Raw genomic sequence first — 14,893 nt, 5'->3', positions numbered from 1 at the left:
CTACAAACAGCGTGGCTGCAACTAATCTTAGACCTGACGTTGCAACGCAGGGTTGTGTTACGAAGTATCCGCAGACGATCAGGGTGTTTCAAGGCATATATCTTTATCGCCTTCCTCTATAACCTCGCAATTTTTCCACACCGGATCTTTTTCATAATCAGACTTACTTCCTTCAGGAACGATCAATCGTATTTCGGACGGCTCAGTAATTCTACCAAAGATGTCTCTATCGATCTCCTTTGGCGGGCACAACCATGAAACGATGATAGTTTCCAAGTTTCTAGAAACGGTGATAGTTTCCAAGTTGCTATAAAACGTCTCTCTACAAGCATCAAAAACACCGCAACCAATCTTTCTAACTGTTTCGGGAATCCTAATAGACTTCAGGTTACGGCATTTTGCAAATGCATATTCTTCTATTTCCACTACATCATTTGGTATGCTGTATTCTTCTCCCTCTCGATCTGACGGATACCGGACCAAGATCCTTTTCCCATCATCGGTGACTTTGAAGAGTACTCCATCCTCAGCTGGATAACGTAGGCTTTCAGATTCGATCTCTTCCAAATGATCACATCCATAAAACACAGAGGTGCCCATGCTTGTAACACTAGCCGGAATCTTGATACTCCTCAATCTATCGCACCCGCAGAATGCATTGTCTCCTATAGATTGAATGGGGCTGTTTATTTCAACCTTCGTCAAAAAAGAAAAGCCTCTGAAGACGTCTTCTCCTATGCTCTCTACTTCGCCTTGTATAACAAGGGTCCCAACTTTGAGACTGGAAACCTCCTTTAATAAGCTCTTCGGTATTTCTCCTGATCCGGAAATTGTTAGCGTTCCTTTTCCGTCGTATTTGTATTCGACGATCTTGCTCTTGACATTCTCGCTCTCTAAATTGGATTTACTGCTTCCCATAAGAATTGTATGTATGATGGTTGAATGTTGGTGATGAAATAATATGCGCCAAATGTATAAGCACAATCCCCAATCGATCATTAAGAACAGGACTCTCGCTACCGCCTCCGCCCTCATCATGCCCCCCTCCCGGGCTTCGCTTTTGGGGACTCACACTTCTTTCCGCGAGGCGTCGATGCGGAGGAAGATGAAAAGGAGGATGGTGAAGCCCCAGAGCGACGAGCCGCCGTAGCTGAAGAAGGGTAGGGGGATGCCGATCACGGGGGTGAGACCGAGCACCATGCCGACGTTGATGACGAGGTGAAAGAGGATGATGGAGGCTACACTGTAGCCGTAGACGCGCCCGAAAAGGGTGTCTTGTCGCTCGGCCAGCGTGATGAGTCGCACGATCATCACACCGAAAAGGGTCAGGACAACAATGGAGCCGACGAAGCCGAACTCCTCGCCGACGGTGCAGAAGATGAAGTCGGTGTCTTGCTCGGGCACGTATTTGAGCTTCGTCTGTGTGCCGTTAAGGAAGCCTTTGCCCAACAGGCCGCCGGAGCCGATGGCGATCTTGGACTGGTTGACGTTGTAGCCCGATCCGCCGGGGTCGTCCTCCAGGCCGAGGGAGACGCGGATGCGTTGCTGCTGGTGGGGCTCGAGCATGTCGTTGAAGACGTAGTTGACCGACAACATGAAGGCTACGGACGAGAGGGCAAAGAGGGCCACAAGGGCGTAACGCCAACTGAGCTTGACGATGGCTTGGACAATGAGCATGAGGCTGGAGGTGAGGATGACGCCAACAAGCACCCAAACGAAGTTGACGGGTATGTAGAGCGAGGCGATGATGGCCGTGAGGAGGGCGGCCACGAGGCCGTAGAGGATGATGCGGAGCGTGAGGCGGTCGTTCCGAAGGCCGGTGACGAGGAGCATCTCAATGATGAGGGTGAGGGAGGAGACGATGAGTGCGCCGGCTGGGGTGGCTCCGAGGAGGGTGTCGTCGAACTTCATCACGGTGACGAAGAAGGTGACGGCACAGACGGCGGCCAGCAGCAGATAGCCGGACATGCCTTCGCGATAGAGCATCAGGGCGAAGGCGAGGAAGACGAGGGCCGATCCGGTCTCTTTCTGCATCAGCACAAGGCCCATGGGCAGCAGGATGATGAGCAGCACGAGGCCGAAATTGCGGAGGGTAAAGAGGTTGAAGTTGTAGCTGTTCATCAGGCGTGCCAAGGCCAGGGCGGTGGCGAACTTGGCGAACTCGGCGGGCTGCAGGCGGATAGGGCCGAGGACGAGCCAGGAGCGCGAGCCCTTGATGTCGGGCGCCAGGAAGATGGTGGCAATGAGTAGGAGGATGATGAGGCCATAGAAGAGGTAGGCGAAGGTCTCATAGATGTCGCGCTCGAGCATGAGTATGACGAAGCTCAGGGCGAAGGCGGAGCCTATCCAGATGAGCTGTGAGCCGGGTCGGCCGGCGGGGTCGAAGAGGCCGGTGGTGTCATACTCGTAGCTGGCGCCGCAGATGCTGAGCCATCCGCAGCCGACCATGAGTATGTAGACGATGATGGTCAGCCAGTCGACAGAGAGCCAGAGACTCCTTCTTTCGTTATCTCGGTACACGGTTATTGTTGTTGGTAGCCTTGACTACGGTGTTGGAAAGGGATTCCACGTCGGCCTCGGAGTTGGCCTGTGCGCCGTGGAAGTATCGTTCGAGCATGACGCGTGCCAGGGGGACGGCCATGCGTGCACCAAAGCCGGCGTTCTCGACGTAGACGGCAATGGCCACTTTGGGTTCGTTATAGGGTGCGAAGGCCATGCAGGCGGAGTGGTCCTTGCCGTGGGGGTTCTCGGCGGTACCCGTCTTGCCGCAGACCTCGACGTCGCGCATGTTGAGCCCGCGGCAGGTGCCTCCGACGACGGCCATACGCATGCCTTGGGCGATGACGCGGTAGTGCTCTTGATCGATGCCGGTGTATTTGCGGTGGGTGTAGATGGAGTCCAGCTGTGCGTTCTCAATTTTCCGGACGACGTGGGGGACGATGTAGTAACCGCGATTGGCTATGGTGGCGGCCAGGTTGCAGATCTGCAGCGGGGTGGCGAGCACCTCGCCCTGTCCGATGGCGATGGAGATGATGGTGCTGGAGTTCCAGCGTGCCGACTTGTAGACCTTGTCGTAGACCTTGCTGTTGGGGATGTATCCGCGCTTCTCACCGGGCAGGTCAATGCCCAGCTGATAGCCATATCCCTGGGCCACCATGTAGTCTTTCCATTTGTCGAGGGCTTCCTGCACGGTGGGGTATCGGCGACGGCTATCAAGCATGTCGTGCAGTCCCCAGCAGAAATAGGAGTTGCAGGAGGTGGCGATAGCCGGAATAAGTGCCAGGGGCGATCCGTGGCCGTGGCAGGCAGGTTTGCCTCCGTGGTACGGGTATCCGCGGGCACAGGTGTAGAGTTTATCGGGAGTGATGACACCCTCTTGCAGGAAGATGAGTCCTTGGGTGGGTTTGAAGGTCGATCCCGGGGGGTACATGGCCATGATGGATCGGTCAAAGAGGGGCTTGGTGGGGTCTTCCTCCAGCATGGCGTAGTTCTTTCCGCGTTTACGGCCCACCAGCAGGTTGGGATCGTAGCCGGGCGAGCTGGCCAAGCATAGCACCTCACCGGTGGCAGGCTCGATCATGACGATGCTGCCGACTTTGTTTTTGAGCAGCTTCTCGGCCAAGATCTGGAGATTGATATCGATAGCGAGGGTGAGGTTCTTGCCCGATATGGGCACTTCGTCGTGCCTTCCGTCCTCAAATCGGCCCTTGATACGTCCGCGGGCATCGCGCAGAAGCACCTCGATGCCCTTCTTTCCGCGGAGCCATTTCTCGTACGAACGCTCTACACCAGCACGCCCGGCATAGTCGCCCTGATTGTAGTAGTTATCCTCTTTGATGTCGCGTCGGTTCACCTCGCCGATGTTGCCCAGCAGTAGGGCGGCATTGGGATAGGTGTATTCGCGGATGGTGCGATTCTGTATGTAGAAGCCGGGGAACTTGTAGAGCTTCTCTTGCAGGGCGCCGTACTCATAGGAGGAGAGCTGGTTCATGAACACCTGCGGCACGTAAGAGGAGTAGCCGGGGTTGAGCTTCTTGTTCTTGATATCGGCGATGCGCTTGTCGAACACCTCTTTGGTAATGCCCAGCGTGCGACAGAAATCAAGGGTGTCGAAGGCCTGTATCTCGCGCATGATGAGCATCACGTCGTAGGCCGGTTGGTTGTAGACAAGCAGCTGGCCGTTGCGGTCGTAAATGACGCCGCGTGCAGGATAGAGCACCTTCCTGAGAAAGGCGTTATTGTCCGCCGAGGCCTTGTAATTACTGTCTACAAGCTGCAAAAGAGCGAGCCGCACGATGTAGACGAGCAGCACAAAGATGACGGAGCCGATGACGATGAATCGCCGGTTTTCGTAAGCGTATTTCTTAAAGTTCTCCACTTCGACGTTCCATATGGAAGGCTTCAATCACAAAGAGGCAAAGCGTAGTCAGCACAGTGCTGGATGCGATGCGAAGGAGTAGGTAAGGAGGATCGAACAAGGAGAGGGACTCGATGGCGTACAGGGCCGTGTGATGAAGGAACGTCAGGCAGACGATATATTTCATAAAGGCGCCCGTGCCCAGCGTAACGTACGAGGGCGAAGCGTCTTCGAGCATTTCCTTGTCGGTAAAGGCGTGCATAAGCGGATTACGATAGTAGCCGATCAGGGTAGACGCGGCGGCATGTATGCCGAGTGTCCCGGAGAAGATGTCGACCAGTAGCCCCGTAATGAAAGCCATCCAAATGACCTGCACGCGCGTGAATCCGGCGGGGATCTTGGCGATGGCGTAGAGGTACAAGAAGGGCGTCATGAGGTTGAAGAGGTGGATGTGGTTAAACACCGTCACCTGCAACAGTACACACACGACGATATACGCCACGACTTTGAGCAAGCCCTTAATCATTCTGTCTTATTCGTTATGAGGGTACGCGCTTTTTCTTCCACCGCTTCACGCTCTTCGCGGAAATCGTTCTGTATCACTCGGACGGACTTTATGGCCGAGAAATCGGTGGCCAACTTGATCTTGAGTGAATAGAAATTCTGATCCCGTTTCTTCTCAAACTTCGCCACGGTGCCGACCATGACGTTCGGCGGAAAGGCCGTCGAAAATCCGGTAGTAACCACCGTGTCGCCCTCCTTGAAGATGGCGTGGCGAGGTAGATCATCCAAATAAGCATATCGTGGATCGCGCCCGTCCCAAACCAGTGACCCGTGATAGTTCCCATTCAGCAGCTTACAACTAACGAGCAGCTTGGGATTCAACACAGAGATGACAACCGAGAAATGCTCATCCGCCACCGATACAATGCCGACTATGCCTTGCGTGGTGACGACACCCATATCGACCTTCACCCCGTCTTTGGTACCCTTGTCGATGGTGAGGTAATTCGACAGTGAAGAGACGTTGCTATTGACGATCTCGGCCGTGACGAAGTGATAAGGCATCGTCACGGTATCGGCCACAAACAGGCTATCGTACGTCTGTGCATGGGCTTTCATGTACGCGATTTCTCGCTCCAGTTTGATAACCTGAAGTTGTAGTTGCCCGTTCTGTTCAAACAGGGCCTTGTTCTCATCTCGGAGTCCGAGGTACGACCTCACCCTGCCCGAAATAGAAGAGATCTGGGCGACTACGGTGTTAGAAGAACCAAAGATTAGGTTTCGGTGGTAATCCTGATTGTAGAATAGGAGTATGCACGAAACGATCTCAAGGAAACAGAATAAGAACCAATGCCTTTTCCCTATAAGGAATTCAAGCAGTTTCCGCATAGATAGTGGAAGGACTGGAGTGCGTACGCTATAAAAGCCTCCGCTTTACCGGGGCGAAAAGCTCTATGCACGCCGCACACGACCCCGGTACTTACTTAATTAAGAACTTGAATTTGTCGATGTTCTTCAGCGAGATACCGGTCCCCTTGGCTACGGCATGCAACGGGTCTTCGGCTACACGGAACGGGATATTGATCTTGTCCGTCAACCGCTTCTCTAAACCGCGAATCATGGCGCCACCACCAGCCAGATAAATACCGTTACGAACAATATCGGCATAAAGCTCGGGCGGGGTCTGCTCGAGGGCACTGAGAATGGCTGCTTCCATTTTCGAGATAGACTTATCGAGGCAGTGCGCAATCTCCTGATAAGAGATGGGCACTTCCATAGGCAGTGCTGTCATCTGATTCGGACCGTGCACCACGTAATCCTCTGGCGGATTGTCGAGCGAGGTCAAGACGGCACCTACGTTGATCTTAATCCTCTCGGCCGTGCTTTCGCCCACCTTCATGTTGTGCTGACGACGCATATACTCCATGATGTCGGCCGTCAGATCGTCGCCGGCGATACGGATAGACTTATTGGAGACAATACCTCCGAGTGAGATCACGGCGATCTCCGTCGTGCCTCCACCTATATCCACAATCATGTTTCCTTCTGGCGCCTCCACATCGACACCTATACCGATAGCCGCAGCCATGGGTTCATAGATCATGTAGACATCGCGTGCACCTGCATGTTCTGCAGAGTCACGCACGGCACGTATCTCTACCTCTGTGCTACCGGAGGGAATGCAAACCACAACGCGCAAAGGGGGAGAGAACCAACGATTCCGGAAGTGGATCATTTTGATCAATCCGCGAATCATCTGTTCGGCGGCGTAAAAGTCAGCTATGACACCGTCCTGGAGTGGGCGGACGGTACGTATGTTCTCATGTGTTTTACCGTGCATCTGGCGGGCTGTCTCGCCGACGGCTAACACCTTGTCCGTACGTTTATCTAATGCGATCACAGACGGCGCATCAACAACGATTTTCCCATCGCTGACAATGATCGTGTTAGCCGTCCCCAGATCGATAGCTAATTCTTGTGTGAAGGAGAATAATCCCATATTATTCGTTATGTCTTTAGTTCAATGTTAATGTTTGAAGTGACGGGTACCCGTCTTTACCATACTTATATGATGCGCATTGCAATACTCCACCGAGAGTTCGTCGTTGACGGATCCTCCGGGTTGGATTACGGCCGTAACTCCCGCCTCAGCAGCTGCTTCGACACAGTCGGGGAAGGGGAAGAACGCATCCGAGGCCATCACCGCACCGCTCAGATCGAAGCCGAACGTACGGGTCTTTTCGATGGCCTGTTTGAGTGCATCCACACGCGATGTTTGCCCCACACCATTGGCGCAGAGCTGCTTGTTTTTCGCCAGCGTGATTGCATTGGACTTGCTATGCTTCACAATCTTGTTGGCAAACAGCAAGTCGACGGTTTCTCTCTCGGTGGGGAGAGCTGTTGTCATCGGCTTGAGGTCGCCAGCGGTTTGTGTGCTTAGGTCGCGATCCTGCACGAGTACGCCATTGAGGAGGGAGCGGAAGGCAAGGCCTTGTCCCGCCCCAACGGCCTTGCGGCGCAGGATGATGCGGTTTTTCTTTTTACTCAAAATACGGATCGCGTCCTCAGTATAATCCGGTGCGATGATCACCTCGAAAAATATCTGATCGATCTCGTTGGCAGCCTCGGCATCGATCGCTCGGTTGCCTATCAACACGCCGCCGAAGGCTGAGACGGGATCGCCAGCCAAGGCCGCTTTCCACGCTTCGACCATCGTCGGACGGGAAGCCACTCCGCACGCATTGTTATGCTTGAGGATAGCGAAGGTCGGCTCGTCGAACTCGTCGATAAGTGCGACCGCAGCATCAATATCCAGCAAGTTGTTGTAGGATATTTGTTTGCCATGCAGGCGATCGAAGAGTGCATCGAATGAGCCAAAAAAGATGCCCCGTTGATGGGGATTCTCTCCGTAACGCATGGGCATGGCGTCGTCGAATGCAACGCGAAATGCGGTGTGTTCGTCGGCGTCGAAATAGCGAAAGATGGCTGCGTCGTAGCCGGATGAAACGGCGAAAGCGGCACGTGCGAATCGGCGACGATCGTCGAGCGTTGTCTGTGCGCCGCCCTGCTTGAGCAGTTCCAACAGGGGGGCGTATTGCGCTCGTGAAGCAACGATCGTTACGTCGCGATAGTTTTTTGCCGCGGCACGAATAAGGGATATGCCACCGATGTCGATCTTTTCGATCACATCGGCCTCGCCTGCACCTGAGGCCACGGTCTCTTCAAAAGGATATAGGTCGACGATCACCAAGTCGATCGCCGGTATATCATATTCCGACAGCTGCCGGAGGTCTGTGTCGTATTCACGGCGGGCCAGGATGCCGCCAAATATTTTGGGATGTAAAGTTTTCACTCGCCCTCCTAAGATGGAGGGATAACCGGTCAGGCTCTCGGCCGTTTCGCACGGTATGCCTAACGATTCGATGAAGGTTTGTGTGCCTCCTGTCGAGACGAGCTGCACGCCTTCGTTGTGGAGCGTCTTTATTATGTCTTCTAATAGTCCGTCTTTGTGATAAACTGAGATTAGGGCTCGGCTTATCCGCTTCTTTTCATCCGTCATCATGCGTTTGAATTCATTGTCCACTTTCTATTTCTCGAAAAAGTCGCACAAAAGTATGGTTTAATTCCATTCTGAAAAGTGCTATAAGAGAGAATGTTCGTGGCCCCGGATATAATATATGTTATTGTCCCATAAGGATAAAGCGACTATGGACTTCCTTCTCTACACCTTGAGGGACGGCCGTCGCCTGATGGTAAGCCCAACCGTCAGCAGTTGGGGGCTCGGTCGTTTAACGCGTGAATCCGACGAAAGATGAGGGTCTTTCTCCTTGGAGAATGTCTTTGATAGCGCGCTGTAACGGCCAAAGCATTTCCAAAAACGTTTTGGCCCTCGCGTAGCTTCCGTAGAGACTCTCTGCCGGCTTTATTCTTACATCGAACTCGTGTTACGAGGGTCAGCGCGAGGCTTCGATACGCAGGCCGATGGCCTCGATACCATTCAGCTGTTCGTCGCGCATACCCTGACGGATCCCTAAGGTGTACTGCCCCTTGTGAGGGAAGCGGTAACGCGAGCGGAGGGGGACACTGAGGTGATGGATGGCGATTCCAGCGCCGTGCCAAGCACCATAGTCGTCGGCCAGCATACACTCAATGGTGTCGTGCGTCATGGGGCCGACGGGGGGCTCTTCGCTGCAAAGGAGCCAGAGGTTTTGGTAGGGATAGAGGTCGTTGTTACGGATCTCGAGGGCGAGGTCGTAGGGCACGGTGTTGTCGTCGATATCGTACGTGAAGTAGTAGATGTGATCCTTCGTCCAGGGCTTCTCGACGGACTGATAGTGGTCGTAGCGGGCCGTGTCGGTGCAGGCAGCAAGGAGCAGCAGCACCAGGGCCGTGGGAAGGAGGGCGCGAACCACGCTGTGCAATCGGTTACTGCGGCGACGGACCATCGGTGGGAGTCGGTTGGGGGTTGTTGCCTTTTCGCTCACGGCGCGGGGACTTGGGGGCGGACGCTTTAGTGGCGGCTTGTGGAGCGCCGTCTGCTGACGGTTTTGGGGAGCGTTTGGGCCGTCCTTCCGCAGCGGCCTTTGGGCGTCCGTCAGCTGGAGCCGCGGTGCGTTTCTTCTTCCTCTTCTTACGGGTGCTATCGAAGCGGCTTACATTGTCATCCAGAATGTCGTGCGAGTCCGACTTCTTCGTCTGCGTCTCTTTCGATTCGGGCAGTAGGGTGTCGGGCTTAATGCCTTTTTGATTCATGTTAATGACGTCGAAGGCTTGTCTGGCGGTGAGGGTCACGAGGTCTTTGGCGATCGTCTTATCCGTCGAGTAGGTGATTTCGCGCTTGAAGAGGTCCGTTTTGAAGTAATAGTAGGCGTTGTCCTTCGTCTCCAGCACGATCTTACGCGAGGGCATACCCTTGCGGGCGTCGACGTACATGTCGGCCTCGTAATTGATGCAGCATTTGAGTTTCCCACACTGCCCGGCCAACTTCTGAGGGTTCATCGAAATATCCTGTAGGCGTGCGGCCTCGGTGGAGACGGAGGTGAAGTGCGACATCCACGACGCGCAGCAGAGTTCGCGTCCGCAGGGGCCGATACCGCCGATGCGTCCGGCTTCTTGTCGGACACCGATCTGCTTCATTTCAATACGCACATGAAAGTTATCGGCCAAGACACGAATCAGTTGGCGAAAATCGACACGTCCCTCTGCGATGTAGTAGAAGATGGCCTTGTTGCCGTCGCCCTGAAACTCCACATCGCCGATCTTCATATCCAGCCCCAGTTCGGCGGCGATCTGTCGGGAGCGGATCATGGTCTCATGTTCTCGCGCCTTGGCTTCTTCCCAGCGCTCTAAATCGTAGGGGCGGGCGATGCGATAGATCTTTTTGTTGATTGTGCTGTGCCGGGTGCTGTGTTTCCATAATTGAAAGAGGACAAGTCGGCCGGTCAATGTAACCATGCCAATGTCGTGCCCCGGACTGGCCTCGACGGCCACTATGTCGCCTTTTTCGAGTGGGATATGGTCTTCGTTTAGGAAGTATTCCTTGCGCGTATTCTTGAATTGCACCTCCACATAGGCCGTGGCATACTCCTCCTCGGGGATGTCACACAGCCAGTCGTGGACGGAGAGTTTGCTTCCTGACGTTTCACAGCATCCTTTACATTCCAGACAGCCTCTTTCTGTGTTCTGTACGAAATTCATTCTTCGGAAAGGGGGGGGCAGGGAGATTAGGGGATCAGTGCGTGCTGCTTGAATATTTTCCGAATGGCCTCCAAGGCATAGTCTAACTGCGCCCGGGTGTGGGTGGCCATAAGGGAGAAGCGAATCAGGGTGTCTTGCGACGCTACGGCTGGCGATACGACGGGGTTAACGAAGACGCCGGCTTCGAAGAGCTCCTTAACGATGAGGAAGGTGAGGTCGTTGTCGCGGATGAAAAGGGGGATGATCGGTGTGGAGGTGTGTCCGATCTCGCAGCCCATTTGACGGAATCCGTCGAGGGCGTAATGTGTCAACTCCCAGAGGCGCTCCATGTGTTCGGGCTCGGTGAGCATGATGTCGAGGGCGGCGTTTGCAGCAGCGACGGAGGCGGGGGTACAGCTGGCACTGAATATATAGGTACGCGCATGATGGCGCAGGTAGTTGATCGTGTCGCGATCGGAAGCGATGAATCCGCCGAGGGAGGCGAGTGATTTGCTGAAGGTGCCCATGATCAGATCCACGTCGGACGTCACGCCGAAATGGTCGCATGTGCCGCGTCCACACTGGCCCAAAACGCCGATACCGTGGGCCTCATCGACCATCACATTGGCGTTGTATTGCTTGGCCAGACGGATGATCTCGGGCAGGTTGGCGATGTCGCCCTCCATGCTGAAGACGCCGTCCATAACGATGAGCTTCACCTTGTCCGGCTCGCATTTCTGGAGCTGGCGTTCGAGGGAGGCCATATCATTATGCTTGTATTTCAGTTTGCGGGAATAGGAAAGGCGGATGCCTTCGATGATGGAGGCATGGTTAAGCTCGTCCCAAATGATGTAATCCTCGCGGCCTGTGATGCAGGAGATCACTCCTTCGTTCACCTGAAAACCTGTGGAGAAGGAGATGGCGTCCTCTTTACCGACGAAGGCGGCCAGGCGTTTCTCAAGGGCCACATGAATATCCAGCGTACCGTTCAGAAAGCGTGAACCGGCGCATCCCGTGCCGTATTTACGTATGGCTTCGATGGCGGCTTCTTTCACTTTCGGGTGGTTGGTGAGGCCTAAGTAGGCGTTCGAGCCGAACATCAGCACCTTTTTTCCGTCGATGACGACTTCCGTATCCTGATCGCTTTGGATCTCGCGGAAGTAGGGGTAAATGCCGGCGGCCTTAGCTCGCTGTGGGGCGTCGTATTTCGCCAGCTTCTCTCTCAATAAGTTCATGTTTGTGGAGGTTTTAACCTTGTCTTTTTGTGAAAAATGTCGGCGGCAAAAGTAGAAAAAAATGGCCGCGGCCCTTGGTGACTTGCCGCATGTCTACAGCGTAACCACATCAAGACTTCACCACTACGTCCCAACCGTCTGCTCATCTACGGAGATCAAAACCACGCGTGGTTCTCCTTTCCGTAGGGGTACGGAGATCAAAACCACACGTGGTTCTCCTTTCCGTAGGGGTACGGAGATTAAAACCACACGTGGTTCTCCTTTCCGTAGGGGTACGGAGATCAAAACCACACGTGGTTCTCCTTTCCGTAGGGGTACGGAGATTAAAACCACACGTAGTTCTCCTTTCCGTAGGGCTATGTAGAGCAAAGAAGTGCCCCAAGTTTGCAGCTATTCGGGTGCGGTTGCCCTGTCAGCCTACGCCTCTCCGAAGATTGATTGAGTGTTTCAGAACTACTTTTGCCCCTGTCGGGAGGCCAACACCTCCCTCCCGACGCCTCTTTATGTATAACACAACAACGTAATCAAGACAGTGTATGAAAAAGACAATGAATGCCAGGCTGGCGATCTGCGGCCTGTGCCTCTTGGGGTTCCTTACCGCATGCGATGAGGAATGGATTAAACCGACACCCAAACCAGATCCTGAGAACAAAGTCACCCTGAAGGTGAACGAGTTCATCTACGAGGGGCTACGGAGTGAATATCTGTGGGAGAATACGATCAATTGGAACGCTATCGATTTCAAGAAGGAGAAGGATTCGCACGCCTTCTTCAAACGGTTGATCTATAAAGACGATCGCTGGACGAGCCTCACCGACAATGCCGAGGCTTGGAACCAAGGCTTCGCCGGCATATCGACCACCTACGGTTTCGACCTCCGCTTTAGCTACATCGGACAGACGGAAGAGCTCGTGGCCATCGTCCGTTATGTCTATCCCGGCACACCGGCCGACCGTGCGGGCATCCGACGGGGCGACCTCTTGCTCAAGCTGAACGGCGGACCCATCACGGTGAAGAACTATGCCGACTTCTACGACAAACCCACCATCGTAGTCAACAAGGGTATTCTCAAGGACAAAACCCTCACGGCCGAACCGGTCGGCGTGGCTATGACGGCCGTGGAGATGTACCAAGATCCCATCCTCAAGGACACCGTGATCAATAAGGATGGCCACCGCGTGGGCTACCTCTGTTACTCGGATTACACGGAGCGCTCCACCGCGGAGCTGATCAAGGTCTTTACGCGGTTTAAGACGGCCGGCGTGACCGACGTCGTGCTCGATCTGCGCTACAATGGCGGCGGCTACGTCAGCACGGCGCGCGCGCTCTGTAGCATCCTTGCGCCTGAGGCGGCCATGAAAAAGAAAGAGCGCTTCCTGTTCAAGCTCTGGAACGAAAACTATATGAGCTACTGGAAAAGCAAGGGTCGGAACGACGAGCTGTATGAGACGTTCGTCGACACCTTGGGCATCAACATGAACCTCAACCGGCTCTATATCCTTACGGGCAAGGGCACAGCCTCGGCTTCGGAGCTGACCCTCACGGGGCTCACGCCTTACATGGATGTGGTGCAGATCGGCGACACGACGCATGGCAAATTCTGCGGCGGCATCGTACTCATGCCGAAACATCTCTGGTGGGACAAGGACGCCTCGTATTACCAAGAGATCAAGAACTGGGGCATGTACGTGATGATCTACAAGTTCTCCAACAAGCGTAATGACGAGTTTCCGCGCGGCTTCGCACCGAAGTATGTCGTGAAGGAATACCTGCTGGAGCTCTATCCCTTCGGCGACGAGCGTGACCCGCTGCTGGGTAAGGCGCTGGAGCTGATCACGGGCAAGCAGGTGGCTAAAGCGCGCTCACACCGCATACAGCCTGCACTCCGCGAGCTGCCCATCGATAACCCGAACCGCCCGCTGAACGGTAAGGCTATCGATACGCCGCCGGCCGGTCAACGGCTCTTCATGAGCAATAAATAATCCAGCATAGTCATTGCCGCCATCGCCTCGACGAGCGGCACGGCACGGGGAAGGACGCACGGATCGTGGCGTCCTTTCGCGTTTATAATGGTCTCGCGTCCGTCACGATCGACCGTCTGTTGCTCGCGCAGCAGGGTGGCCACAGCCTTGAAGGCAACACGGAAATAGATGTCTTCGCCGTTGGAGATGCCGCCCTGTATGCCGCCCGAGTAATTCGTACGGGTGGCGATACGGCCGTGGTCGTTGCAGAAGGTGTCGTTGTGTTCCGAACCGAGGTAGAGGGGGGCGTCGAAGCCGTCGCCGTAGTCGAAGCCCTTCACGGCGTTGATGCCGAGCATAGCGGCCCCGAGCGCGGCGTGCAACTTGCCAAAGACAGGCTCGCCGAGTCCAACGGGCACGCCCGTGATGACGCCCGTGATGACGCCGCCCACCGTGTCGCCCTGCTCCTTGACGCGACGGATCAGTGCCTCCATCTCGGCCGCCTTGCGTGCGTCGGGACACCGCACGGCGTTCGTCTCGGTGAGCGTGAGGTCATAATCGCGATACGTGCCGTCGAGGCGGATACGCCCCACCTGCGAGGTATAGGCGCGGACGGTGATGCCCTCGGGTTGCAGGGCGAGCTTAGCCACGGCACCGCCGACGCATTGCGCTATGGTGGTGCGTGCCGAGCTGCGTCCACCGCCGCGCGGATCGCGGATGCCGTACTTCATCTGGTAGGTATAGTCAGCGTGCGACGGGCGATAGAGGTTGCGCATGGCGTCGTAGTCTTTCGAATGCTGATCGCGGTTGCGGACGAGGAAGGCGATGGGTGTACCGGTCGTTCGGCCCTCGTAAAGCCCGGAAAGGAACTCGACCGTGTCGGGTTCGTTGCGTGAGGTAGTCAGTGCGGACTGTCCCGGCCGACGGCGGTTGAGTTCGCTTTGAATGAAGGCCGTATCCGCCTCAATGCCGGCGGGGCAACCGTCGATGATGCCGCCGATAGCCGTGCCATGCGATTCGCCGAAGGTGGTCAGGCGGTAGTTGTTTCCGAACGTATTCATATCGTATCGTGGGGAGTAGGGTGAAGTAGTTATTAGAAGAGGGGGTAAAAAGAAGCCCTTCATCCGAGACCCACCGGGGGTTAGGAATGAAGAGCTACT

At 55.1% G+C, this 14,893-nt stretch carries 12 protein-coding genes; 1 reads left to right on the top strand and 11 read right to left on the bottom strand.

The genetic code is table 11. From position 1 onward, the window contains the following. Nucleotides 1-78 precede the first annotated feature (78 nt). The 10 genes from C7123_RS09140 to spt all read right to left on the bottom strand — a co-directional run bounded on the left by C7123_RS09140 (nucleotide 79) and on the right by spt (nucleotide 11,772). A complete protein-coding gene (locus C7123_RS09140) occupies nucleotides 79-918 on the bottom strand; it encodes a leucine-rich repeat domain-containing protein (protein WP_069174824.1) in 840 nt (279 codons plus the stop codon). Nucleotides 919-1,068: 150 nt separating this feature from the next. After that, nucleotides 1,069-2,520 carry a rod shape-determining protein RodA gene (gene rodA, locus C7123_RS09135; protein ID WP_069174823.1) on the bottom strand — a complete coding sequence of 484 codons (1,452 nt, stop codon included), beginning with the start codon at nucleotides 2,518-2,520 and terminating at the stop codon, nucleotides 1,069-1,071. Then, entirely contained in the window at nucleotides 2,507-4,378 is a 1,872-nt protein-coding gene (gene mrdA / locus C7123_RS09130; RefSeq protein ID WP_069174822.1) for a penicillin-binding protein 2, read from the bottom strand. The genes rodA and mrdA overlap by 14 nt, the downstream gene beginning before the upstream one ends. Beyond that, on the bottom strand, nucleotides 4,365-4,883 hold the full coding sequence (gene mreD, locus C7123_RS09125) for a rod shape-determining protein MreD (protein ID WP_037986980.1): 519 nt from the start codon (nucleotides 4,881-4,883) through the stop codon (nucleotides 4,365-4,367). The genes mrdA and mreD overlap by 14 nt, the downstream gene beginning before the upstream one ends. Next, a complete protein-coding gene (gene mreC / locus C7123_RS09120; protein WP_037983328.1) occupies nucleotides 4,880-5,749 on the bottom strand; it encodes a rod shape-determining protein MreC in 870 nt (289 codons plus the stop codon). Before mreC ends, mreD begins: the two co-directional genes overlap by 4 nt. A gap of 91 nt (nucleotides 5,750-5,840) precedes the next feature. Beyond that, nucleotides 5,841-6,860 (bottom strand): rod shape-determining protein, encoded by a 1,020-nt coding sequence (locus C7123_RS09115; protein ID WP_037983330.1) that lies wholly within the window; start codon nucleotides 6,858-6,860, stop codon nucleotides 5,841-5,843. Between the two features lie 27 nt (nucleotides 6,861-6,887). Next, nucleotides 6,888-8,420, bottom strand: coding sequence for a bifunctional phosphoribosylaminoimidazolecarboxamide formyltransferase/IMP cyclohydrolase (gene purH / locus C7123_RS09110; RefSeq protein WP_069176322.1), 1,533 nt, complete (start codon nucleotides 8,418-8,420; stop codon nucleotides 6,888-6,890). Between the two features lie 394 nt (nucleotides 8,421-8,814). Further along, entirely contained in the window at nucleotides 8,815-9,306 is a 492-nt protein-coding gene (gldH, locus tag C7123_RS09105; protein WP_083206801.1) for a gliding motility lipoprotein GldH, read from the bottom strand. Continuing rightward, nucleotides 9,287-10,558, bottom strand: a complete 1,272-nt coding sequence (gene ricT / locus C7123_RS09100) for a PSP1 domain-containing protein (protein WP_083206800.1) — start codon at nucleotides 10,556-10,558, stop codon at nucleotides 9,287-9,289. Before ricT ends, gldH begins: the two co-directional genes overlap by 20 nt. A 26-nt stretch (nucleotides 10,559-10,584) precedes the next feature. Next, nucleotides 10,585-11,772 carry a serine palmitoyltransferase gene (gene spt, locus C7123_RS09095; RefSeq protein WP_038012526.1) on the bottom strand — a complete coding sequence of 396 codons (1,188 nt, stop codon included), beginning with the start codon at nucleotides 11,770-11,772 and terminating at the stop codon, nucleotides 10,585-10,587. 536 nt (nucleotides 11,773-12,308) lie between these two features. On the opposite strand from spt, the gene C7123_RS09090 reads away from it, so the two are divergent. Beyond that, complete coding sequence (locus C7123_RS09090; protein ID WP_069174821.1) at nucleotides 12,309-13,754, top strand: S41 family peptidase; 1,446 nt, start codon at nucleotides 12,309-12,311, stop codon at nucleotides 13,752-13,754. On the opposite strand, the gene aroC is transcribed toward C7123_RS09090, so the two are convergent. Further along, a complete protein-coding gene (aroC, locus tag C7123_RS09085; protein WP_037986979.1) occupies nucleotides 13,727-14,794 on the bottom strand; it encodes a chorismate synthase in 1,068 nt (355 codons plus the stop codon). The two genes, C7123_RS09090 and aroC, sit on opposite strands and share 28 nt — an antisense overlap. Between the last annotated feature and the right edge of the window lie 99 nt (nucleotides 14,795-14,893).

Origin of the sequence: Tannerella serpentiformis (assembly GCF_003033925.1) — a bacterium.
GTDB classification, from domain to species: Bacteria; Bacteroidota; Bacteroidia; order Bacteroidales; family Tannerellaceae; genus Tannerella; species Tannerella serpentiformis.
This window is presented reverse-complemented; position numbering and strand designations above follow the sequence as displayed.